Raw genomic sequence first — 21801 nt, 5'->3', positions numbered from 1 at the left:
CATATCTCTCTTACACTCACACCAAACAAAAAAAAAAAAAACCCCCCCCACCGTACAGAGCGCCCCCCCCCCCCGCCCCCCCCAAAAAAATCGGCACGAATCCCCTTTAGAACAATGGCGCAAGGACAGCTCGATGAACACAGTGAAGGCCTTCTGGGGACAGGTCACCTTCGCGCGCCCGGGGAACTCGTGGACCGCCCTGGTGGCCAACCTGGTCTTCTGGCTGCTGCTCTACGCGGCCGATCTGGTCGCGGTGTTCGGCGGGTACACGAGCAACTGGCATGCCGTGACCGGCCTGCTGGTTTTCCTCCTCCCCATCTTGCACGGTTTCGCCGTAGTCGGCCGCAAGCGCAGGATTCGCGCGCGGAATTGAACGGGACGGGCGAATTCAATGCTCGCCACCGGGGCGCGGCTACCTGACGGCCCGCCGCCCGCGTCGTCCGGCACGCCCTGTAGGGGAGGACGAGCGCGGGTCTGGGTGCCCGGCCGACGGCCGTTCCGCGGCACGGCTGTCGAGGGGCAGATGGCCCCACCGGTTCAGGAGACGAAGCCGATGACGCCGAAGCCGGGGTGGGCCTGGGCGTGGCGGAGCCAGGAGATGACGTCGAAGACGGCGTCGACGACCTCGGGATCGAGCGGCGGGGCGTGGTCGTCGCGCTTGGTCTGCTCGAACTGCTCCAGTGCTTCGAGGCAGCGTTCGTGCGTCCATTCGCCGCAGCCGGGCAGGTAGGAGTACGGGATGCCGTCGGGCACGCCGGAGGAGTGGCCGAACTCGGCGACGGAGACCGCGGTGATCCGCAGCGCTTGGAGCCCTTCGTCGACGACCTCCAGCCAGGATCCCCGGAACGGGCAGAAGTTGGAGTTGTCGAGGAAACTCCCGGCCAGGGAGACCAGGCGCTTGTAGGCGTAGCCGTACTGGAAGGCGTGGTCCGGGTTGTCGGAGTAGGGGCCGTCGTGCACCACGGCGTGCAGCGCCTCGTAGGCGGTGGGGGCGCCTTCCTCGATCTGGGAGGAGAACCAGGCGTCGTCCGCGGCCAGGGTCTTGCCGAACTCGTCGCGGATGACCTGGAGCAGCTGTTCGTCTCCGGAGCCGACGAAACCGCGCGCGGCCGGGGGGTCGATCAGGTAGGCGCTGAGGGAGGAACTCATGTGATCACGTTATGGCGCGGGACCGACAGTCCGCCCCGCGCGTTGTACCGACGGCGAGGTTGGTCGGGCTGATGCTCCGGTCGGCGGGAGCGCCCGGCTTCGGGGGCGGGGTGGCCACCACCGAAGCCGGGGGTGGCGGTCAGGCCCGGGTGGCCGCCAGTCTGGCGTGGCGGCGGGCGGTGGCCTCGGTCGGGTCGAGGGCCGGGACGGCGGCCAGCAGGGATTTGGTGTACTCGTGCTGCGGGGAGTCGTACACCGCCGTCGCGTCGCCCTGTTCCACGATCCGGCCGGCCCGCATCACCGCGACCCGGTCGCTCACCTGCCGGACCACGGCGAGGTCATGGGCGATGAAGACCAGGGCGAGGCCGAGGTCCCGCTGCAACTCGCCGAGCAGCCGGACCACTTGGGCCTGTGTGGTGACGTCCAGTGCGGAGACCGGTTCGTCGCAGACGATCAGGCGCGGCCGGGGTGCCAGGGCCCGGGCGATGCCGACGCGCTGGCGCTGGCCGCCGCTGAACTCGTGCGGGTAGCGGTGGTACCAGGCGGCGTCGAGGCCCACGCGTTCGAGGAGGTCGCCGACCCCGGCGCGGATGCGGCGTTCGTCGCGCTCGCCGGCGATGCGCAGCGGGTCGGCGACGGACTCGCCGATGGTGCGGCGCGGGTTGAGGGAGGACACCGGGTCCTGGAAGACCATCTGCAGTTCCTGCCGGAGCGGGCGCAGGTCCTTGTCGCCGAGCGTCCCGATGTCCCGGCCGCGGTAGTGGAGCCGGCCGCCCGTCGGGTCCAGGAGGCGGACGAGCATCCTGCCGAGGGTGGTCTTCCCGGAGCCGGACTCGCCGACGACGCCCAGCGTCTCGCCGGCCCGCACGGTGAGCGAGACGCCGTCCACGGCGACCACGGGGGCGGCGCGCCGTCCGAGGGGGCCGCGGGTGGCGAACTCCTTCCGGAGGTCGGTGGCTTCGAGCAGGACCTCGCCCCCGGATGCGGCCGCCGGGCCGGGCGCCTCGGCGGCGTCGACCCGGGGCACCGCCGACAGCAGCGCGCGGGTGTACGGCTCGCGCGGAGCGCCGAGCACCTCGGTGACCGGGCCGTGTTCCACCGCCCGGCCGTCCTTCATCACGAGCACCCGGTCGACGCTCCCGGCGACGACGCCCAGGTCGTGGGTCACCAGGACCAGCCCGGCCCCGGTCTCGGTGCGCAACTCGTGCAGCAGGTCGAGGACCTGGGCCTGGACGGTGACGTCCAGCGCGGTCGTCGGCTCGTCGGCGACCAGCAGGCGCGGCTCGCAGGCGAGGGCCATCGCGATCAGCACCCGCTGGCGCATGCCGCCGCTGAACTCGTGCGGGCGCGAGCGCGAGCGGCGCACCGCGTCGGCGATGCCGACCCGGTCGAGCACCTCGACGGCCCGGGCCCGGGCGTCCCGGCGCGAGACGTCCCGGTGCACCCGCACGACCTCGGCGATCTGGTCCCCGACGGCGTGGTACGGGTCGAGCGCGGAGAGCGGGTCCTGGAACACCATGGCCGCCAACCCGCCGCGCAGGAGGCGGAGTTCGTCGCGCCCGGCGGTGACGGCGTCGACGCCCGCGACCCGGACCGAGCCGCCGGTGCGGGCGCCCGTCCCGTGGTGCAGGCCGAGCAGGGCGTGGGCGACGGTGCTCTTGCCGGAGCCGGACTCGCCGACGATGCCGAGCGCCTGCCCGGCCGCCAGGGTGAAGCCCACGCCGTCGACGGCGCGGACGCGGCCGTCGCCGACCGGGAAGTCGACGACCAGGTCCCGGACGTTCACCAGCGGTTCGGCACTCACGCCAGGACCACCCTTCGGTCGGCCACCGCGTAGAGCACGTCCGCGACGACGTTGGCGAGGACGACGGCGAACCCGGTGAGGAGGGTGAGGCCGACGACGGTGGGCAGGTCGATCAGGCTCACCGAGCCGACGAGCAGCTTGCCGAGCCCCGGGAGGCCGAACAGCGACTCGGTCAGCACGGCGGACCCGAACATCGTCCCGAGGTCCAGGGCGGTGAGCGCGATCACCGGGGTGAGCGCGCCGCGCAGCGCGTGCCTGGTCACCAGGTGCCGTTCGCTGACGCCGTACGCCCGGAAGGTCCGGATGTGGTCCTCCGCGAGGGTCTCCAGCATGGACGCGCGCGTCAGCCGGGCGTACTTGGCGGACTCGATGAGCGCGAGCGAGATCCAGGGCAGGAGCAGGTCCCAGAACCACTGCTGCGGGTCCTCGGTGAGCGGCACGTAGCTCGGGAACGGCAGCCACTGGAGCTGGGCGCAGAGGACGATGAGCAGCACCAGTCCGATGACGAACACCGGGACGGCGGTGCCGGCCAGGGTCAGTGCGGTGAGCAGGCGCTCGGTCGGCCCGCCCCGGCGCAGCGCGGAGAGCAGCCCGGTGCCGACGCCGAGGACCAGCCAGAGCACCATCGCGCCGAGGGCCAGCGAGGCCGTCACCGGGAGCCGGGCGGCGATCATGTCGGTGACCTGCTCGCCGCTGCGGTAGGAGACGCCCAGGCAGGGCGCCGGGCAGTGCAGCGGGCCCGTGCCGGCGCTGAAGTCGCGCCCGGCGACGACACCCTGGAGGAAGTGGGCGTACTGCAGGTACACGGGAGCGTCGAGGCCCAGCCGTTCGCGCACCTGGTGGACCTGTGCGGGGCTGCACTTCTCGCCGCAGGCCAGCTGGGCGGGGTCGCCGGGGGCGATGTAGAACACCGCGTAGACGATCAGGGAGAGGACGATCAGGACGCCGATCATGCCGACGGCCCTGCGGAGCAGGAAGCGGGTCATGCGGCGGCCTCCTCGGTCTTCGGGGCAGCCGGGGAGCCGGCCCGCAGCCGGGAGGCCGCGCGGGGGTCGAGCGCGGTGCGGACGCCGTCGCCGACCACGGTGAAGGCGAGCACGGTGGTGAACAGCACCGCGGACGGGAGCAGTACGTACATCGGGTCCGCGCGGAACCAGGTGGTCGCGCCGGAGAGCATCTGGCCCCAAGACGAGGTGGGCGGCTTGACGCCCACGCCGAGGAAGGAGAGCCCGGCCTCGGAGACCACGTTGGACGGCAGCAGGACGGCCGCGTAGGTGATGACCGGCGCGGCCAGGGCCGGCAGCAGCTCCCGGCGGGCGATCCGCCACCGGGAGGCGCCGGCCAGCCGCGCCGCGGCGACGTGGTCGAGCTGCCGGAGGCTCAGCGTCTGCGCCCGGACCAGCCGGGCGGTGCCGGCCCAGCCCAGCAGCCCGATGACGAGCGTGAGCAGGACCGGGCGGGGGAAGCCGGAGGGGACGACGGCCATCAGGGAGATGGCGAAGACCAGCGAGGGCAGGGCGAGCATCACCTCGGAGGTGTTCCCGATCAGCTGGTCGAGCAGGCGGTTGCCGATGCCGGCGGCGAGCCCGAGCAGGACGCCGGTCGCGACCTGGACGAGCGTGGCGCCGACGGCGACGAGCAGCGAGATGCGGGCGCCGTACACGAGCCGGGCGAACACGTCCCGCCCGGTGCCCGGTTCGACGCCGAGCCAGTGTTCGGCGGTGATGCCGCCGAACGAGCCGGTGGGCACGCCGCCGGCCGCGGAGTCGAGCAGGCCGTCGTGGTAACTCGTGGGGTCCTGGCCCTCGATCGCGGCGAGCAGCGGTGCCGCCGCCGCGGTCAGGGCGAGCAGGAGGATGACGAGGCCGCCGGCGAGGACGGCGCGCCGCGCGAGCAGCCGCCGCCACACCGGCCGTCCCCCGGCAGCGGGATTCCGTGGAGCCATGGTGGTCCGATTTCCGTCCGATCCGTTCCGTCCGGTCCCGTCCGCTACTTGACCGCGACCTGGGAGATGTCGAGCACGCCGGTCCAGTCGCTGATGACGATGTTGCGCACGTCCTTGCCGGACAGCCGCTTGTAGACGGGGTGGAACAGCGGGACGGTGAGGGCCTGTTCGCCGAGCCGCTTGTCGAGGGCGCCCCACAGCTTGGCGGCCTCGGCGTGGTCGGTGATCTTGTTGATCCGGTCGATCTCCTCGTTCACCGAAGGGTCGTCCAGCTGCGCGGAGTTGAAGTTGTAGCCGTCGGTGACGATCTGCCGGCCGTCGAAGACCGGTGCGAGGAACGGGCCGCCGGAGGGCCAGTCGGCGCCCCAGCCGGAGAGGAACAGGCCGGGCTCGGTGGCGACGGTGTGGATCGTCTTGGAGTACCGGCTGGACTCCAGGGCGTCCAGCCGGACGGTGATCCCGGCCGCCTTCAGGCCGTCCTGGACGGCGGCGGCCAGGTCCGGGCCGTAGCCCCGGCCGGTGGCGGTGGAGTGGGTGAGCGTGATGGTCAGGCCGTCGGGGTAACCGGCCTCCTTCAGCAGCTCCCTGGCCTTCTGCGGGTTGCCGGTGGGGCCGGCCGGGAACGGGTCGTAGGGCGTGTACCCGAAGGTCTCCTGGGCGGGCAGGTAGGTGGTCGCGGCCTCGGCGAGCGAGGAGCCGCCGGCGGCGTTGACGACCGAGGTGCGGTTGAGCGCGTAGGCGACGGCCTGGCGGACCTTCGGGTCGTCGAACGGCTTCACCTTGGGGTTGAAGGCGAGGTAGTCGACGTAGCCGAAGTGGCCGGTGCCGACCCGGGCGGCGAGGGCCTTGTCGTCCTTCACCTGCGCGAGTTCGGAGGGGCCGAGGTTGGTGTCGGTGGTGACGGCGGCCGCGTCGGCGCCGGTGCCCGCGGAGAGCCGCTGGTTGATCACCGCCGGGTCGAGCCCGGACTGCACGTCGATGGTGTCCGGGTACGCCTTGCGCTGGTCGTCCGTCGCCGCGGACCAGTGGGGGTTCCGCGCGAGGACGAGGTGCGTCCCGTCGTTCTCGTTCTTGACGACCTGGTAGGGGCCGGACGAGACGGGGTGGTCCTGGTACTTCGTCCCGGTGTCCTTGGCCTTCGGCACGGGCGCGAACTGGGTCTGGGTGGCCAGGTACGGGAAGTCGCCCTCGGGCTTGTTCAGGCGGAGGACGATGGTCCTGTCGTCGGGGGTCTGGACGGCGTCCAGGCCGCGGCCGTCCTTGTACGGGCCCTGGTAGTCCGCCGCGCCGACCAGCCAGTCCCTCAAGTACGGTGCCCCGCCCGAGAGTTCAGGGGCGAACGACCTCTCGATGCCGTACTTGATGTCGGCGGTGGTGATCGGCGAGCCGTCCTCGTACGTGAGGCCGTCCTTGAGGTGGTACGTCCACACCGCCGCGCCCTCCGACGGGGTGCCGGTGTCGGTGGCGAGGTCCGGGACCACCTTCGTGCCGGCCGCGCCGTCGGCCCGGTTGCGGGTGGTGAGGGTGCGGAAGACCAGCGAGGGCACGTTGCCGCCGCCGGAGGTGTAGAGCCGCGCGGGGTCGAACTGGTCCTCCGGGTTCTGGTTGAGGACGGTGAGGGTGCCGCCCTGCCGCGGCGCGGCGTCCTTGCCGGTGCTCCCACCGCCGTCGGCCTTCGGGCCGCACGCCGCCAGTCCGGCGACCAGGGCGACGGTGACGGCCGCCGCGGCGAGGCGGCGAGGGGTGAAGGTGGTTCGAGACATCGGAAAGGGAGCCTTTCGCTACCGATGGTGCACGGAGGAAGGCGGGCGGCAGTGCGGCCTGGGGAGGAGTGAGGCCTGGGGAAGGGTGAGCGGCACCGCGCCCGCGGGAAGGGGCGACGCCCCGGCGCGGCGGTCACCGCAACGCGTCGGGGCAGGCGGGTTCAGCGACAGAGGTTGTCGGCGACGCAGTGCGCGGCCACGCCGATCAGCGCCAGCTCGATGGCGGCGCACTCGATCGGGTGACGGGCAGACATGTCGAGAAGACTGTATGACGATAGGCGGATTGTCAAAGGTCCCGAGGTGCCGTCCTGGCGGGCGGAGCCGACCGGCCCCGGCCCGCCGACGGCCTCAGTGCTGCGCCGACGGCGCGGAGTCGGTGGCCTCCTGGTTCTCCGGCCCGTCCGGCGCCGAGGTCACGAACGTCCGCTCGGTGAGTGCGGCGGTCGGCCGAAGCACCAGGACCGCCGCGCAGCAGGCGGTGACCGCCGCCATCACGATCAGCAGCGACCGGTAGTCGAACCGGTCGATGAGGACCGTGCCGGCGGCGAGCGAGAGCGACTGCGGTACCAGCACCAGCATCGTGCACATGGCGTTGACGCGGCCCTGGAGCCGTGGCGGCGTGTGGAGTTGGGCCGCCGACGACAGCACCACCATGAGCCAGGTGATGGCGATGCCGTCCGCGACCTCGCCCGCGACGACGAACGCCATGTGCGGCACGCAGTAGGCGAGCGCCGCCAGGGTGAAGGCGCCGATCCCGAGGCCCGCCGTGCGCGCCATGCCGGCCCGTCGGATCAGCGCGGAGACCGTGAGGCCGCCGGCCACGGCGCCGACGCCCTGGACGGCGTTGAGCGTGCCCAGCGCCGAGGGCGGCCGGCCCAGCCCCTCGTCCACGACCGCGAACATGACCGTCTGGCTCAGGCCGATGACGCAGAACGCGCAGGCGGCGGCGTAGCCGATCTGCGCCAGGACCGGAGTGGCGTTGATGTGCCGCAGGCCCGCGAGGGCGCTGCGCGGGAACGGTTCGCCGGAGGCCTCGGGACCGACGGACTCCTCGACCCGCAGGCCGGCGAGCGCCAGGATCGCGGCCAGGAAGGTCAGGGAGTTGAGCACGGCGAGCGTGCCGCCGCCGGCGACCGCGTAGACGGCCACGCCGGCGAGCGGGGCGAGGATGCGCAGCCCCTGCGTGGTCGTCTGGAGGATCGCGTTGGCGCCGGTCAGCTGGTCGTCGGGGAGGAGGTCCCGGCGGATCCCGGCCGATGCGGCGCCGAGGACGCCGAAGGCCACGCCGTAGCAGACCGCCACCAGGTAGATGATCCAGAGCTGGTCGCCGCCGCGCACCGCGAGCAGGGACAGCACGGCCAGCCCCATGAGGGCGTTGGTGACCATGAGCAGCGGGCGCCGTCGCACCCGGTCGGCGAGGTGGCCGAAGAGCGGCGACAGCACCATGGGCGCGCCGAGGGCGGCCTCGACCCCGCCGGCGGCGGCGTTGCTGCCGGTGAGGTCCTTGGCCCAGATGCCCAGGGTCAGGTAGAGGGCGCTGCTGCCGAAGCCCGAGAGCGCCTGGCCGATGAGCAGGCGGCGGAACCGGGGGTCCGCGAGTGGCTTCACCGCCTCTCCCGGCTGTCGCTGGGGTGCAGCAGGACGGGCGCGGACTCGAAGCCCCGGATGAGGTTGGAGTGGAGCCGCCGGGCCGGTCCCGCGGGTTCGGCGCCCGCGGCCTGGGTGAGCAACTCGCCGAACAGGACGCGGAGTTCGGTGCGGGCCAGCGCCCCGCCGAGGCAGAAGTGCGGACCGCTGCCGAAGGCCACGTGCGGATTGGGCGCGCGCCGGACGTCGAAGGCCTCGGGGGCCTCGAAGACCGTCTCGTCCCGGTTCGCGGACGGCATCCAGACCGTCACCGGATCGCCGGCCCGGATCGTCACCCCGGCGACCTCGACGTCCCGGGCGGCTGTGCGCAGCACGTGCATCGCCGGGCTGGTGAAGCGCAGGACCTCGTCGACGGCGGTGTCCATCCCGTCGGGGGAGGCGGCCGCGAGCCGCCACTGGTCGGGGTGGGCGGCGAAGGCGAGGAGGCCGCCGACGGTGGCGTGCCGGGTGGTCTCGTTCCCGCCCGAGATGAGGCCGTCGCAGTTGAGGAAGATCTCCTCGTCGGTGAGCGGGACGCCGTCGACCAGGCCGTTCGCCATGGCGCTGACGACGTCCTCGCCCGGCTCCTCGCGGCGGAAGTCGACGAGGTCGGCGTAGTAGGCGAGCATGCCGGCGTGGGCTTCGAGCCGGGCGATCGGGTCGACGCCGGAAGCGCCGAACGCGGCCCGGGTGGAGTCGAGCATGAACCGCCAGTCGCTCTTCGGCACGCCCAGCAGGTCGCAGATCACCGCGACCGGCAGGACCGCGGCGAAGTCCGTGAACTCGCAGGGCTCGCCGGTCAGGACGGCCGCCAGCTCCTCGCGCACGATCGTCCGCATGTTCTGCTCCAGGCGGGCGACCATGCGTGGGGTGAACGCGGAGCTGATGACCCGCCGGATCTTCGCGTGCCGGGGCGCGTCGGTGACGATCAGCATCTTCCCGGCGGCCTCGGCGGTGGCGGTCGGGTTGTGGCCGATCCGCATGCCCTGGGCGGAGGTGAAGGCCGCGGTGTCCTTGAGCACGCGCTGGACGTCGGCGTGCCGGGTGACGGCCCAGAAGCCGCCGCCGTCCGGGCCCTCGTTCCAGTGGACCGGGTGGTCGCGGCGGAGCCCGGCCCACACCGCCTCGGGGTCGCCGGTGCCGTACAGGGCCGGGTCGGCGAGGTCGACCGCCGTGGGGTCGACGGTCGGCGGGGCGCCGGGGCCGCCTGCTGCTGTCGTCATGATGAGCTCCCCTGGGGGGTGGCCGGCGCCGGGCCGAGCAGGTGCTCGGCCCGGGCGATGGACAGGATCCGTTCGGGCCGGCCGAGGACCAGCTCCGGGAGGTGCCGGGAGACGGCCGCCACCGGCCAGTCCCACCAGCGGGCCGCGAGCAGCCGCTCGACGTCCTCGGGGCCGTAGCGGGCGCGGATCACCCGGGCCGGGTTGCCTCCCACGATCCGGTAGGGCGCCACGTCGGAGGCGACCAGGGCGCCGGCGCCGATGATGGCGCCGTCGCCGACGGTCACCCCGGGCATGACGGTGGCGCCGCGGCCGATCCAGACGTCGTTGCCGATCCGGGTGTCGCCCTTGCGGTCCGGTCCCCGGGCGATCAGCTCGTCGATCAGGCCGTCGCGCCAGTCGCCCTCGAAGCTGAGGAACGGGTAGCCCGTGGGCCCGTCGAAGACGTGGTTGGCGCCGGCCATCACGAAGGTGACGCCCGCGGCGATGGAGCAGTAGCGGCCGATGAACAGCCGCTCCGCGCCGAACGCGTAGCGGACCCGGGCCTCCTCGAACCCGGCGGTGTCCTCGGAGGCGTCGTAGTAGGAGAAATTCCCGGCGACGACCTTCCCGCCCGGCTGGAGCACCGGGCGGATGAATACGCAGCGGTCGTCGCCGAGCGGGCGCGGATCGCGGGGGTCCGGGATGTCCAGGTCGGGGTCGAGGTCAGGGTCGGGGTCGAGGTTAGGGTCGAGGTCGCGGGGGTCGGTGGAGTCGTGGCGCTCAGTCACCGTCAGCCTCCGTGCGCCGCGCGGGCAGGGACGTCAGGGCGGCCGTGACCAGCGGGCCCGACTGCTCCAGGACGGCGGGCGTCATCATCGCGTCGTGGTCGGCGTCCACCACGTGGTGCTCGGCGTCGGTGAGGTACGGCCGCCAGGCCTCCTCGGCGGAGCCGCGCTCGGCGACGGTCTTGGCGGCGGCGATGCTCAGCACGCGCCCGGGGTAGCCGTCCGGGTGCGGCGGCCCGAGGAGGGCGGCGACCCCCTTGGCCGCGCGGACCAGGGCGCGGCTCTGCCGGGCGTCGAGGGTGCCGTCGGCGGACGGGCCGGCGATGACCTCGCCGGTCACCCAGGCGGCGAAATCCCCCTCCAACTCCTCGGGGGGCACCGGCCGTTCGTACGGCCAGGCGTCGAAGAGGACGACCAGGTCGACGGTCCGGCCGGCGGCCTCCAGCAGGCGGGCCACCTCGTAGGACAGGACTCCGCCGAGCGACCAGCCCATGAGGACGTACGGGCCGTCCGGGTGCGTCGCGGTGATCAGGTCCGCGTAGCGCCGGGCCAGCGCGTCGAGCGACTCCACCGCCTTGAAGCGGCCGTGGCTCTCCGTCACCTGGATCCCGTGGACCGGCTGGTCCCGCTCCAGGTACGGCAGCACGGAGCCGTAGCACCAGCCGAGGCCCCCGATGGGGTGGATGCAGAAGACCGGACGGGCACCGGGCCGGCCGCGCCGGAGCTCGATGACGTTGGCGTACGGGTCGGCCGGGGCCCGGTCGAGCCTGGTCGCGAGCTCCGCGGCGGTGGGCGCCTCGAACAGCGTCGCGATGCCGATCTCGGCCCCGAGCAGGGCGCGGATCCGGCCGATCAGCCGGGTCGCCAGCAGCGAGTGGCCCCCGAGCTCGAAGAACGAGTCCTCAGGACCGACCCGGTCCACGCCGAGCTCCTGCGCGAAGAGCCGGACCAGGACCGCCACGCGCGGGTCGTCCGTGGTGGTCGCGCCGCTCACGGCCGGGCCGTTCGCGCTCGGGCCGTTCGCACTCGGGCCGTTTGTGTGCTGGCCGTTCGCGCTCGGGCCGTTCGCCGAGGGCGCGGGGAGGGCCTTGCGGTCGACCTTCCCGCTCGGCGTCAGCGGCAGGTGGTCGAGGACCACCACGTCGCCGGGGACGAGGTACTCCGGCAGGTGCTCGGCCGCGTACCTCCGCAGTGCCGTGGCGGGGTCCTCCAAGGATTGACGGTCCGTCAGAACCGTGTAGGCGACGAGCCGGACGTCCCCCGGGCGGTCCTCGCGGGCGATCACCGCGGCGTGGGCGACCTCCGGGTGGCCGGCGAGCACCGCCTCCACCTCGCCGGGCTCGACGCGGAAGCCCCTGATCTTGATCTGCTCGTCGGTGCGGCCGAGGAAGACCAGCTCGCCGTCCGCCGTCCAGCGCACCAGGTCGCCGGTGCGGTACATCCGCTCCCCGTCGCCGCCGAAGGGGCTGGGCAGGAAGCGCTCGGCCGTCAGGGCGGGCCGGTCCAGGTAGCCGGTGGCCAGCCCGGCGCCCGCGAGGTACAGCTCCCCGGGCACGCCGGGCGGGACGGGGCGCTGCCGCGCGTCCAGAACGAACACCCGGGTGTTCGCGACCGGACGGCCGATCGGGACGGCCTGCGGCACCCCGTCGACGGTGCGCATCGTCGCGCACACCGTGGACTCGGTGGGGCCGTAGGCGTTGACCACCTTCGCGAAGTGGCGGGCCGCGTCGAGGACGGCGGGCGTGCAGGCCTCGCCGGCGGTGACCAGGGTGACCCCGGCGACGTCCTCGTCGAACTCGGTGGCGAGCACCACGGCGGGCGGCAGGGTGGCGTGGGTGATGCCGTGGACGCGCAGGAAGTCCGCCAGGGCCGGGCCGGGGATCCGGTGGGACTCCGGCACGACGACCAGGCACCCGCCGGTGAGCAGCGCCATCCAGGTGTCCCACACGGAGGCGTCGAAGCTCATCGAGGCGAACTGCAGGACCCGGCTGTCGCCGCCGACGCCGAGCGTCGCCGCCTGGGAGCGGACCATGCTGGGGAGGCCGCGGTGGGAGACCACCACGCCCTTGGGGCGGCCCGTCGACCCCGAGGTGTAGATGACGTACGCCGGGTGGGCGGGAAGCAGCGGTGCGGTGCGGTCCGCGTCGGTGGGCGCGGTGGCCGGCCGCTCCGCGACCGAGCGCCGCACGTGCGCGTCGTCCAGGGCGACGACCGGGAGGCCGGGGCTGCCGGGCAGCCCGGCGGCCACCTCGGTGGTGCTGACCACGCAGGCGGGGGCCGCGTCCCGCAGCATGAAGGCGATGCGGTCGGCGGGGTAGGACGGGTCGACGGGGAGGTAGGCCGCGCCGGCCTTCAGGACGGCGAGCAGGGCCACGACGATCTGCTCCGAGCGGGGCAGGGCGAGGGCGACGAGCCGCCCCGGCCCGATGCCGCGGGAGATCAGCTCGTGCGCCAGCCGGTTGGCGCGGGCGTCGAGGTCGGCGTAGGTCAGCTCGGTGTCGAGGTGGCGCACCGCCGGGGCGGCGGGGGTGCGCGCGGCCTGGGCGGCGAACAGCGCGGGCACCGGGAGCTCCGGCACCTCGGCGGCGGTGTCGTTCCACTCCCGCAGGACCTGCCGCCGCTCCTGCGCGGAGAGCAGGTCCACCTCGCCGACCCGGCGGTCCGGGTCGGCGGCCAGCGCCTCCAGCACCCGCACCAGGCGGTCGGCGACGGCCTCGACGGTGGCGTGGTCGAACAGGTCGGCGTCGTACCCGATCGCGGCGACCAGCCCGCCGGCCTGCCCGGCCGCGGCGCCCGGGCGTTCGCCGAACACGAAGGACAGGTCGAAGGCGGAGATCCCCATGCTCAGGTCGTGGGACGCCACCTCCAGGCCGGGGAGGGCGAGTTCCGCGGTGATGCTGTTCAGCATGGAGACGCTCACCTGGAACAGCGGGTTGGCGCCGGGCACGCGGGCCGGGTTGAGCGCCTCGACGAGCGTCTCGAACGGGACGTCCTGGTGGGCGAAGGCGCCGAGGTCGGCCTCCCGGACCCGGCCGAGGAGTTCGGCGAAGGTCGGGTCGCCCGAGAGGTCGGTGCGCAGCACGAGGGTGCCGGCGAAGAAGCCCACGAGGCCGTCCAGCGCGGCGTCGGCGCGCCCGGAGGTGGCCGTGCCGAGCGGGATGTCCGGCCCCGCGCCGGAGCGGGACAGCACGACGGCGACGGCGGCCTGGAGCGCCATGAACACGGTGCAGTCGTGGGCCCGCGCGGCGGCGGCCAGCGCGGCGTGCAGCGCCGGGCCGACCTCGACCGCGACCTCGCCGCCGCGCAGGCCGACCGTGCCCGACCGCGGCCGGTCGAAGGGCAGCGCCAGCTGGTCCGGGAGGCCGGCGAGCGTCCGGCGCCAGTACTCGGTCTGCTGCGAGAGCCGGCTCTCCGGGTCGTCCTCGGTGCCGAGCAGCTCGCGCTGCCACAGCGTGAAGTCGGCGTACTGGACGGGCAGCGGCGGCCAGGCCGGCGCGGTGCCGGTGCGGCGCGCGCCGTACGCCTCGGCGAGGTCGTCGAGCAGCGGCTCCAGCGACCAGCCGTCGCAGGCCACGTGGTGGACGACCAGCAGGAGGACGTGCTCGTCCGGGCCGAGGCGGAAGAGGCGGGCGCGCAGGGCGGGTTCCGTGGTCAGCCGGAAGACGCGTTCGCTCTCCGCGGCGAGGTCGGCGTCCAGCGCGTCCGGGGTGGTGTCGGTGACGGTGAGGTCCGTCCGGGCCTCGGCGCCGGAGAGGATCCGCTGCCACGGCCGGCCGTCCTCGGTGGGCAGGACGGTGCGCAGCGCCTCGTGCCGCTCCACGACGTCGGCGAGCGCGGCGTTCAGCGCGTCGACGTCCAGGGCGCCGGACAGGCGGGCCGCGTACGGGATGTTGTAGGCCGCTCCGCCGTCGAGCTCGTTGAGGAACCAGAGGCGGCGCTGGGCGAAGGACAGCGGCAGGCGCTCCGGGCGCGCCGCGGGGCGCACGGCGGGCCGGGCCCGCTGTCCGAGGGCGACGGCCGCGGCCAGGCCGGCCGGGGTCGGGGTCTCGAACACGGCCCGGATGGACAGTTCGACGCCGAGGGCGGCGCGGATCCGGTCCACCAGCCGGATGACCAGCAGCGAGTGTCCGCCGAGGTCGAAGAAAGCGTCGTCGACGCCGACCCGTTCCAGGCCGAGGACGTCGGCGAACAGCCGGCACAGGGCCGCCTCGGTCGCGTTCGCGGGCTCGCGGCCGGTGGATCCGGAGGCGAACTCGGGTGCGGGGAGGGCGGCGCGGTCGATCTTGCCGTTCCGGGTCAGGGGGAGGGCGTCCAGGGGGACGATCGCTGCGGGGACCATGTAGGCGGGCAGGTGGAGGGCGGCGAAGTCGCGCAGCTCGCGCGGGTCGGCTGTGCCGGTTCCTTCGGATTTGTCGGCGCAGGCGGCGTAAGCGACGAGCCGGGGGTAGCCGGGGGTGTCCTCGCGGACGACGACGGTGACGCCCCGGACGGCCGGGTGGCGGCCGAGGGCCGCCTCGATCTCGCCGAGTTCGATGCGGAAGCCGCGGATCTTGACCTGGTCGTCCGCGCGGCCGAGGTATTCGAGTTCCCCGTCGGCCGTCCAGCGGGCGAGGTCGCCGCTGCGGTAGAGGCGGGCGCCGGGCGCGTCGGTGAAGGGGTCGGGGACGAAGCGCTCGGCGGTGAGGCCGGGGCGGCCGAGGTAGCCCCGGGCGACCCCGGCGCCGCCGACGTACAGCTCGCCCTGCACGCCCACTGGCACCGGCTCGCCGTACTCGTCCAGGACGAGCGCGCGGTAGCCGGGGAGGGCGCGGCCGATGGGGCTGCTGCTGCTCTCGATCCGTTCCTCGTCCAGGACTTGCCAGGTGACGTGGACGGTGGTCTCGGTGATCCCGTACATGTTGACCAGGACCGGGCGGTCGGGGGCGTGGCGGCGCCACCAGGCGCGCACGGGGGCCAGGTCGAGCGCCTCGCCGCCGAACACGACCAGGCGCAGGCTCAGTTCGCCGGCCGGGCGGCGCTCCTCCTGGGCGACGAGCTGGCGGAACGCGGAGGGGGTCTGATTCAGGACGGTGACGCGTTCGCGGACCAGCAGGTCGAGGAAGGCCGCGGGGTCGCGCGTGACCTCGCGGGGGACGACGACGAGCCGTCCGCCGTAGGCGAGGGCGCCCCAGATCTCCCAGACCGAGAAGTCGAAGGCGAAGGAGTGGAACAGCGACCAGACGTCGGTGTCGCGCAGGCCGACGGTCTCCTCACCGGCGTCCAGCAGTGCGGCGAGGTTGCCGTGGGTGACTTCGACGCCCTTCGGCCTGCCGGTGGAGCCGGACGTGTAGATGACGTAGGCGAGTTCGCCGGCCTCCGGGCGGACGGATCCGGTGTGGACGGCGTCCGTCGCCCGGGAGGTGTCGAGGGTGCGCCAGGGCCCGGCGGGGACGCGGTCGGCGGCGTCGGTGAGGACGAGCGGGACGCGGGCGTCGCCGAGGACGTACGCGATGCGGCTCGCCGGGTTGTCCGGGTCGACGGGGACGTACGCGGCGCCGAGGCGCCACACGGCGAGGACGGCGGCGGCCATGTCGACGGTGCGGGTGAGGCACAGGCCGATGCGGTCGCCGCGGTTCACGCCGGCCCCGGCGAGGAGGGCGGCGAAGTTCGAGGCACGTTCGTCGAGTTGGCGATATGTCAATTCCAGGGTGCCGTCGCTCACCGCGACGCTGTCGCCAGCCGCCGTCACCTGCCCGGCGAACCGTTCCGCCGCCGACGGCCGCACCCGCGGCGCCGGAGCCGCGCCGACGAGCCGCGCCCGCTCCTCGGCCGACAGCAGTTCGGCCCGCGCCACGAGCGCCTCCGGCTCGGCCAGGAGCGCCCCGAGCAGCCGGCACCAGTGCCCGGCCAGGCGCGCGGCCTGCGCCGCGTCGATCAGCTCGGTCCGGTGCTCGACCTCGACCTCGATCCGCTCGCCGTCGTCGTTGACGTTCCAGGTGAGGTCGAACTTGGCGGTCGCGGTGTTCACCGGGACGTGGGCGGTCTCCAGCCCCGCCATCCGCGGTGCGGCGTACCCGCGGCTGTAGCCGAACAGGACCCGGAACAGCGGCGAGCCGTCGCGGTCGGTGCCCAGGCGCCGGGCGAGGTCCTCCAGGACGACGTCCTGGTGCTCCAGGGCGTCGATGAACGCGTCCCTGGTGGTGCCGAGGAGCCCGGCGAAGTCGGTGCCCGCGCCGGCCGTGATCCGCAGCGGGACCACCTTGACGAGGCAGTCCACCAGCCGCTCCGTCGCCGGGTCGTCACGGCCGGCCAGCGACGTGCCGATGACGAGGTCCTGCTGCCCGGAGCAGCGGGTGAGCAGCGCGGCGAAGCCGGCGAGGAGCGTCACGGCGGGGCTCACCCGGCGGGTCCGGCCGAACTCGCGGATCGTGGCGCAGAGTTCGTCGGGCAGGGTGAACCGGGACGTCATGCCGCGGTTGGTGCGGCCGGCCGGCCGGCGGCCGGAGCCGAGCGGCTCGGTCGCCGCGGGGGCGTCGCGCAGCGTCCGCTCCCAGAAGGCGAGGTTCTCCTCGGCGGTGGCGGCGTCCAGCGGCGGGAGCTCGGGCTCAGACGGTGCATCCACGGAGACGGGGTCCCCGTCGGCCCGGTAGTGGGCGGCGAGCTCCTCCAGCAGGACGTCCACCGACCAGCCGTCGCTCACGAGGTGGTGGGACACCAGCAGCAGGAAGCACTCGTCCTCGGCGTAGCGGATGACGGACACCCGCAGCAGGGGGTCGGTGGCGACGGCGAAGGGCCGCGCGATCTCCTCGTCCATCGCCTGCCGGGCCGCCGCCTCGTCGGGCAGCCGCAGCACCCGGACCGGGACGTCGGCGTGGTCGAGGACGGTCCGGCGGGGGAGCCCGGCGACGGACACGAACCGCGTCCGCAGCGCGCGGTGGCGCCGGACGAGCGCCTCGACCGCGTGCCGCAGGCCGTCCGGGGACAGCTCGCCCCGCAGGCGCAGCGCGGCCGGCACGTTGTAGACCGGCTGCCCCGGGTTGACCTGCTCGGCGAGCCAGATGCCGTGCTGCGTGGGGGACAGAAAGCGCGTCATGGTGGTCACATCCCTTCCTGGTCGGCGGTCTGCCGCTGCCGGTGGGTGTCCGCCCGCGCGAGCCGGATGACCCGGACGGTCCGCTGCAGGCCGGGGAGGTCGGGCTCGTGCGCCTCGACGTAGGCCGCGAGCGAGGCGACCGTCCCGTCGACGAGCAGGACGCGCAGCGGCACCGTGACGGACAGCTCGCGGCGCAGCCGTGCCACGATCCTCGTGGCGGTCAGCGAGTAGCCGCCGAGCGCGAAGAAGTCCTCGTCGGCGCCGACGGTGGCGACGCCGAGCTCGTCGGCCCAGATGCCGGCCAGGACGGTTTCGAGGGCGTCGCGCTGGCGGGAGGCCGGGGTGGCGCCGCCGTCCTGTTCCGGGTCGGCTGCGACCGCCACCGCCTGGGCGGCCGGGCTCGGATCGGCCGGTTCCCCGGCGGGCAGCCACTGGTCGGCCCGCAGCTCCGGGTCCCGCACCACGGCCGCGAGGAGCGACAGGTAGTGCTCGACGAACCGGGCGATGCGCGCCGCGTCGTAGCGGTCGGCCCGGTACTCGACGTTGCCGATGGTCCCCGACGCGGTGGCCTCCAGCGTCACCATCAGGCCGAACTTCGCCGAGCCGACCCGGACGGGCACCTCCTCGGCCTCGGCGCCCGGGAGCGTCAGCCGCACCGGGTCGACGTTGAGCAGCTCGAAGATGACGGAGGTCGGCGGCGTGCCCGGGGCGCCGTGGGCCCGCCGCTCCCGCAGGGCCGCCTCCAGCGGGTAGTCCTGGTGCGCGTAGGCGTCGATGACGGTGGTCCGGGCGCGGTCCAGGAGCTCGCGGAACGGGACGCCGGGGGCGAGCCGGGTGCGCAGCTGCACGAGGTTGACGAACGAGCCGACCACCGTCTCCAGCTGGGGGTGGCCGCGGCCGGCGACGGAGGTGCCGACGGTCAGGTCGTCCTGGCCGGAGTAGCGGTGGAGCAGCCCGAGGAACGCGGCGTAGAGCACCATGAACGGGGTCGCGCCGCTGCGCCGGCCGAGGGCCTCGACCTCGCCGAGGAGCCCGGCGGGTATCTCGAAGCGGTGGCAGCCGGCCCGCAGGCCGGGGCCGGCGTCGGCGCGGTGCAGGGCCGTCAGGTCCACCTCGGGGGCGGTGACGACGTCCTCGCGCCAGTGCTCCCGCAGCGCGGGCAGCCGCTCGGCCAGCACGTCCCGGTGCCAGGACGCGTAGTCCAGGTAGCCGGTGCGCGGTCCGTCCTGCGGCGCGCCCGCCCGGCCGGCGTACAGGGTGCCGAGCTCGTCGACGAGGTGGGCGAGGGACCACTGGTCGCAGACGATGTGGTGGACGACGAGGACGAGGGCCCAGTCGTCGTCCGCGAGGCGGACGAGCAGCGCGCGCAGCGCGTTCTCGGCCAGGTCGAAGGGCGCGTCGACGGTGCGCCGGACGAGCGCGGCGAGGGCCGCGTCGTCGTGTCCGGGCAGGTCGGCCGTCTCGAAGGGGACCGCCGAGCCGGGGGCGACGCTCTGGACCGGGCCGGCGTCCGACTCCGTGATCCGCAGCCGCAGCGCCTCGTGACGCCGCACCAGCCCGTCCAGGGCCCGCCGCAGCGCCGCCGGGTCGACCGTGCCGCGCAGCCGCCAGTACAGCGGGAAGTTGTACTGCGCCGCGCCCGGGTCGAGCTGTTCGGCGAGCCAGATGCCGGTCTGCGCGGAGCTGAGCGGGTGGGCGCCGCCGGCCGGTGCCGCCGGGATCGGCGCCACCGTGGTCGGCGCGGCCCGGCCGATCAGGGCGGCGAGGCCGGACAGCGTCGGGTGGTGGAAGAGGTCCTCGACGGTGACCTCGGCGCCGAAGACGGTGCCCGCCCGCATGGCGACCCGGGCGGCGAGCAGCGAGTGCCCGCCGAGGGCGAAGAAGTCGGAGCCGGCCTCGATCTCGGCGGGGGAGACGTCCAGGACGTCGGCCCAGATGCCCGCCAGGAGGGCTTCGGTGGAGCTCAGCGCGGGAGCGTCCGGGGCCGTGGCGTCGGCTGCTTCCGGGCCGGGGCTCTCCTCGACGTCGAGGACGGGCAGGTCCGGCGAGTCCAGGAGTGCGGCCAGCACCTGGCGGACGTCCGCGCAGAAGGCCGTCACGCCGGCGGGGTCGTAGAGGTCGCGGTCGAACTCGCAGCCGGCCTCCTTGCGGTCCGGGTCGATGCTGAGGACGAGGTCCCGGTCGGCGAGCCGGGGTCCGAGGCCGCGCCACTGCTCGGCCGGGCGCCCGAACAGCACGGCGACGCCGGAGCGTTCGGCGGACTCCGGACCCGACTCCGCTTCGAGTCCGGCGTCCAGCCCGGCTTCGAGCTCGGCCTCCAGCCGGCCGAGGGCCACCGCCGCTGCGGTTCGCCCGCCCAGCTCGACCCCGACATCGACGAGCCGGGCCGGTCCGAGGTCCGTCCCGACCGCGAGCACCGTGCGCCCGCGCCGGTGGCGGGCGGCCAGCGCGGCGGCGACCGCGGCGACGGCCCCCGTCCGCGGCTCGATCCCGTAGCGGGCCGAGACCTCCGTGAGGCACTCCGCGAAGGCGGCGCCGTCGAGGCCCACCGTCGCGCGCCGGAACTGCGGCACCGGCGGGCGCGGCCGGTCGGGCGGCAGGGTCGCGTGGGCGGCCGGGGACGGGAAGGGGCTAGCCGACATCGGCGATCGACTCCTCGGCGCCCTTGACGACGACGGTCCGGCCGAGGACGAGGGCGTCCAGCTTCGAGCGCAGGAACGTCCGCAGGGCCTCCTGTGGGGTCGCGATGATCGGCTGGCCGCGCAGGTTGAACGAGGTGTTCAGCACCACCGGGGTGCCGGTGCGGCGGCCGAACGCGCCGATCAGCTCGAAGAACCGCGGGTTGCTCTCCGGGTGGAGCACCTGGACGCGCGCGCTGCCGTCGACGTGGGTGACCGCGCCGAGGTCGTCGCGGCGCTCGGCGCGGGTCTGCGTCACGAACAGCATGTGGGCGTACCGGGATTCGGTGCCGGGCTCGATCTCGAAGTACTCGCCGGCGTCCTGGACGCGGACCACCGGCGCGAACGGCCGGAAGCTCTCGCGCTCCTTGACCACCTCGTTGAGGCGGTCGCGCATGGCCTCGGTCCGCGGGTCGGCGAGGATGCTGCGGTTGCCGAGCGCGCGGGGGCCGAACTCCATCCGGCCCTGGACCCACGCGGTGATCCGGCCGTCGGCCAGCAGCTCCGAGACCCGCTCGGCGAGTTCGGCGTCGGTGGCGTACTCCTCGACGGTGCAGCCCGCCGGCTCGCCGACCGCCGCCGCCAGCTCATCGTCGGAGAACCCGGGCCCCCAGTACGGCATGGACATCCGCCCGGCCCCGGCGGACGCGGCGGCGTCCGCCGCGAGCGCCGCGCCGATCGCGGTGCCGTCGTCGCTGGAGGCCGGCTGGACGAAGACGTCGTCGAACAGCCGGCTGCGCGACACGAGGCCGTTGAGCGTGCAGTTGAGCGCGACGCCGCCGGCCAGGCAGAGCCGGCTGAGGCCGGTGCGCTCGCGGGCCGCGCGCAGGACGTGCAGCATCGACTGCTCGGTGATCGCCTGGAGGGCCGCGGCGATGTCGGCGTGCTCCTGGGTCGAGGGCTGCCCCGGGAGCCGCGCGGGGCCGAGCACGGCCGCCAGTTCGCGCAGGACGCCCTCGTGGGTCTCGTGCTCGAAGGCCGTGCGGTCCCGGGCCAGCACGGGGACGGTGTACGTGCCGTCCTCCCGCAGCCGCACCATGTCGGCGAAGCGGTCGTAGTAGCGCTGGGGGTCCCCGTAGGGCGCGAGTCCCATCACCTTGTACTCGTCCATGAAAGGGACGAAGCCGAGGTGGTGGGTCACCAGGCTGTAGAGGATCCCGACCGAGTGCATGGCCGGGACGGTGCGCAGGACCTCGATCTCCTCGCCCCGGCCGACCGCGACGGTGAGGCTCTCGGACTCGCCCATCCCGTCGCTCACCACGATCAGCGACTCCTCGAACCCGCTGGGGTAGAAGGTGCTCGCGGCGTGGGCGAGGTGGTGCGGGACGGGCCGGAAGCGGTCGCCCCAGGGCCGGCCGGGAAGGAACTTCTCGGCCAGGGCGATCTGCGACTCCGTCGAGTACACCTCGCGGAACCGGGTGGCCGCGTAGGTGCTCCCGGCGCCGCCGGCCGGCTCCCCGTAGGCGAAGCCGTGCGCCAGGACGTCGACGTCGTCGGGTTTCAGCCCGCCCTGCTCCAGGCAGAACGCGATCGCGTTGGCCGGGAACGACCCGGTGGTCTTCTCGCCGGTGAACCGCTCCTCCGCGGCGGCGGCCACGACCTCGCCGTCGATCACCAGGGCCGCCGCCGAGTCGTAGCCCTGGGCGAACCTGTGCAGCCGGGGATCGAGCCCGGGGAAAGCCGCCCGCTTGAATTCCAGTCCGCCGTTCAGCCCGCTGTAGCCGAGGACGCGCATAGTCTCCAACCTCACCGTCGTTGCCACGCGAAATCGTTCGGC

Annotated in this window: 13 protein-coding genes; 1 reads left to right on the top strand and 12 read right to left on the bottom strand. The window is 74.2% G+C overall.

From position 1 onward, the window contains the following. The first annotated feature begins 133 nt into the window (after window positions 1-133). Window positions 134-373 (top strand): hypothetical protein, encoded by a 240-nt coding sequence (locus ACFV4G_RS01045; RefSeq protein WP_380435290.1) that lies wholly within the window; start codon window positions 134-136, stop codon window positions 371-373. A gap of 164 nt (window positions 374-537) precedes the next feature. On the opposite strand, the gene ACFV4G_RS01040 is transcribed toward ACFV4G_RS01045, so the two are convergent. From ACFV4G_RS01040 to ACFV4G_RS00985, 12 genes are all read right to left on the bottom strand, one after another. After that, the gene (locus tag ACFV4G_RS01040) at window positions 538-1149 is read right to left on the bottom strand and encodes a hypothetical protein (RefSeq protein ID WP_380435289.1); all 612 of its coding nucleotides are present in this window, start codon (window positions 1147-1149) and stop codon (window positions 538-540) included. 139 nt (window positions 1150-1288) lie between these two features. Further along, window positions 1289-2953: an ABC transporter ATP-binding protein gene (locus tag ACFV4G_RS01035; protein WP_380435288.1), complete on the bottom strand. Its 1665-nt coding sequence runs from the start codon at window positions 2951-2953 to the stop codon at window positions 1289-1291. After that, window positions 2950-3939: an ABC transporter permease gene (locus ACFV4G_RS01030; RefSeq protein ID WP_380435287.1), complete on the bottom strand. Its 990-nt coding sequence runs from the start codon at window positions 3937-3939 to the stop codon at window positions 2950-2952. The genes ACFV4G_RS01035 and ACFV4G_RS01030 overlap by 4 nt, the downstream gene beginning before the upstream one ends. Further along, the gene (locus ACFV4G_RS01025; protein ID WP_380435286.1) at window positions 3936-4898 is read right to left on the bottom strand and encodes an ABC transporter permease; all 963 of its coding nucleotides are present in this window, start codon (window positions 4896-4898) and stop codon (window positions 3936-3938) included. Before ACFV4G_RS01025 ends, ACFV4G_RS01030 begins: the two co-directional genes overlap by 4 nt. A 44-nt stretch (window positions 4899-4942) precedes the next feature. Continuing rightward, complete coding sequence (locus ACFV4G_RS01020; RefSeq protein WP_380435285.1) at window positions 4943-6661, bottom strand: ABC transporter substrate-binding protein; 1719 nt, start codon at window positions 6659-6661, stop codon at window positions 4943-4945. A gap of 161 nt (window positions 6662-6822) precedes the next feature. Beyond that, window positions 6823-6915, bottom strand: coding sequence for an Ms4533A family Cys-rich leader peptide (locus tag ACFV4G_RS01015; RefSeq protein ID WP_380435284.1), 93 nt, complete (start codon window positions 6913-6915; stop codon window positions 6823-6825). A gap of 94 nt (window positions 6916-7009) precedes the next feature. Next, window positions 7010-8269 carry an MFS transporter gene (locus ACFV4G_RS01010; protein ID WP_380435283.1) on the bottom strand — a complete coding sequence of 420 codons (1260 nt, stop codon included), beginning with the start codon at window positions 8267-8269 and terminating at the stop codon, window positions 7010-7012. Continuing rightward, entirely contained in the window at window positions 8266-9510 is a 1245-nt protein-coding gene (locus tag ACFV4G_RS01005; protein WP_380435282.1) for a cytochrome P450, read from the bottom strand. The genes ACFV4G_RS01010 and ACFV4G_RS01005 overlap by 4 nt, the downstream gene beginning before the upstream one ends. Next, window positions 9507-10277, bottom strand: a complete 771-nt coding sequence (locus tag ACFV4G_RS01000) for a CatB-related O-acetyltransferase (RefSeq protein WP_380435281.1) — start codon at window positions 10275-10277, stop codon at window positions 9507-9509. The genes ACFV4G_RS01005 and ACFV4G_RS01000 overlap by 4 nt, the downstream gene beginning before the upstream one ends. Next, a complete protein-coding gene (locus tag ACFV4G_RS00995) occupies window positions 10270-17346 on the bottom strand; it encodes an amino acid adenylation domain-containing protein (RefSeq protein ID WP_380435280.1) in 7077 nt (2358 codons plus the stop codon). Before ACFV4G_RS00995 ends, ACFV4G_RS01000 begins: the two co-directional genes overlap by 8 nt. Window positions 17347-17351: 5 nt before the next feature. Next, window positions 17352-19988: a condensation domain-containing protein gene (locus ACFV4G_RS00990; protein ID WP_380435279.1), complete on the bottom strand. Its 2637-nt coding sequence runs from the start codon at window positions 19986-19988 to the stop codon at window positions 17352-17354. Further along, window positions 19978-21759, bottom strand: coding sequence for a carbamoyltransferase (locus ACFV4G_RS00985; RefSeq protein ID WP_380435278.1), 1782 nt, complete (start codon window positions 21757-21759; stop codon window positions 19978-19980). The genes ACFV4G_RS00990 and ACFV4G_RS00985 overlap by 11 nt, the downstream gene beginning before the upstream one ends. Window positions 21760-21801 lie beyond the last annotated feature (42 nt).

This window comes from Kitasatospora sp. NPDC059747 (assembly GCF_042732955.1).
In the GTDB taxonomy this organism is placed as follows: Bacteria; Actinomycetota; Actinomycetes; order Streptomycetales; family Streptomycetaceae; genus Kitasatospora.
Note: the sequence above shows the minus strand (reverse complement) of the source record. Positions and strands in the feature narration are given on the sequence as shown.

Excerpts from the sequence above, each read along its gene's own strand:
- ACFV4G_RS01005 (WP_380435282.1), bottom strand. The coding sequence starts at position 9,510 with ATGACGACAGCAGCAGGCGGCCCCGGCGCCCCGCCGACCGTCGACCCC.
- ACFV4G_RS00995 (WP_380435280.1), bottom strand. The coding sequence starts at position 17,346 with ATGACGCGCTTTCTGTCCCCCACGCAGCACGGCATCTGGCTCGCCGAG.
- ACFV4G_RS01045 (WP_380435290.1), top strand. The coding sequence starts at position 134 with ATGAACACAGTGAAGGCCTTCTGGGGACAGGTCACCTTCGCGCGCCCG.
- ACFV4G_RS01030 (WP_380435287.1), bottom strand. The coding sequence starts at position 3,939 with ATGACCCGCTTCCTGCTCCGCAGGGCCGTCGGCATGATCGGCGTCCTG.
- ACFV4G_RS01020 (WP_380435285.1), bottom strand. The coding sequence starts at position 6,661 with ATGTCTCGAACCACCTTCACCCCTCGCCGCCTCGCCGCGGCGGCCGTC.
- ACFV4G_RS01025 (WP_380435286.1), bottom strand. The coding sequence starts at position 4,898 with ATGGCTCCACGGAATCCCGCTGCCGGGGGACGGCCGGTGTGGCGGCGG.
- ACFV4G_RS01040 (WP_380435289.1), bottom strand. The coding sequence starts at position 1,149 with ATGAGTTCCTCCCTCAGCGCCTACCTGATCGACCCCCCGGCCGCGCGC.
- ACFV4G_RS00985 (WP_380435278.1), bottom strand. The coding sequence starts at position 21,759 with ATGCGCGTCCTCGGCTACAGCGGGCTGAACGGCGGACTGGAATTCAAG.
- ACFV4G_RS01015 (WP_380435284.1), bottom strand. The coding sequence starts at position 6,915 with ATGTCTGCCCGTCACCCGATCGAGTGCGCCGCCATCGAGCTGGCGCTG.
- ACFV4G_RS00990 (WP_380435279.1), bottom strand. The coding sequence starts at position 19,988 with ATGTCGGCTAGCCCCTTCCCGTCCCCGGCCGCCCACGCGACCCTGCCG.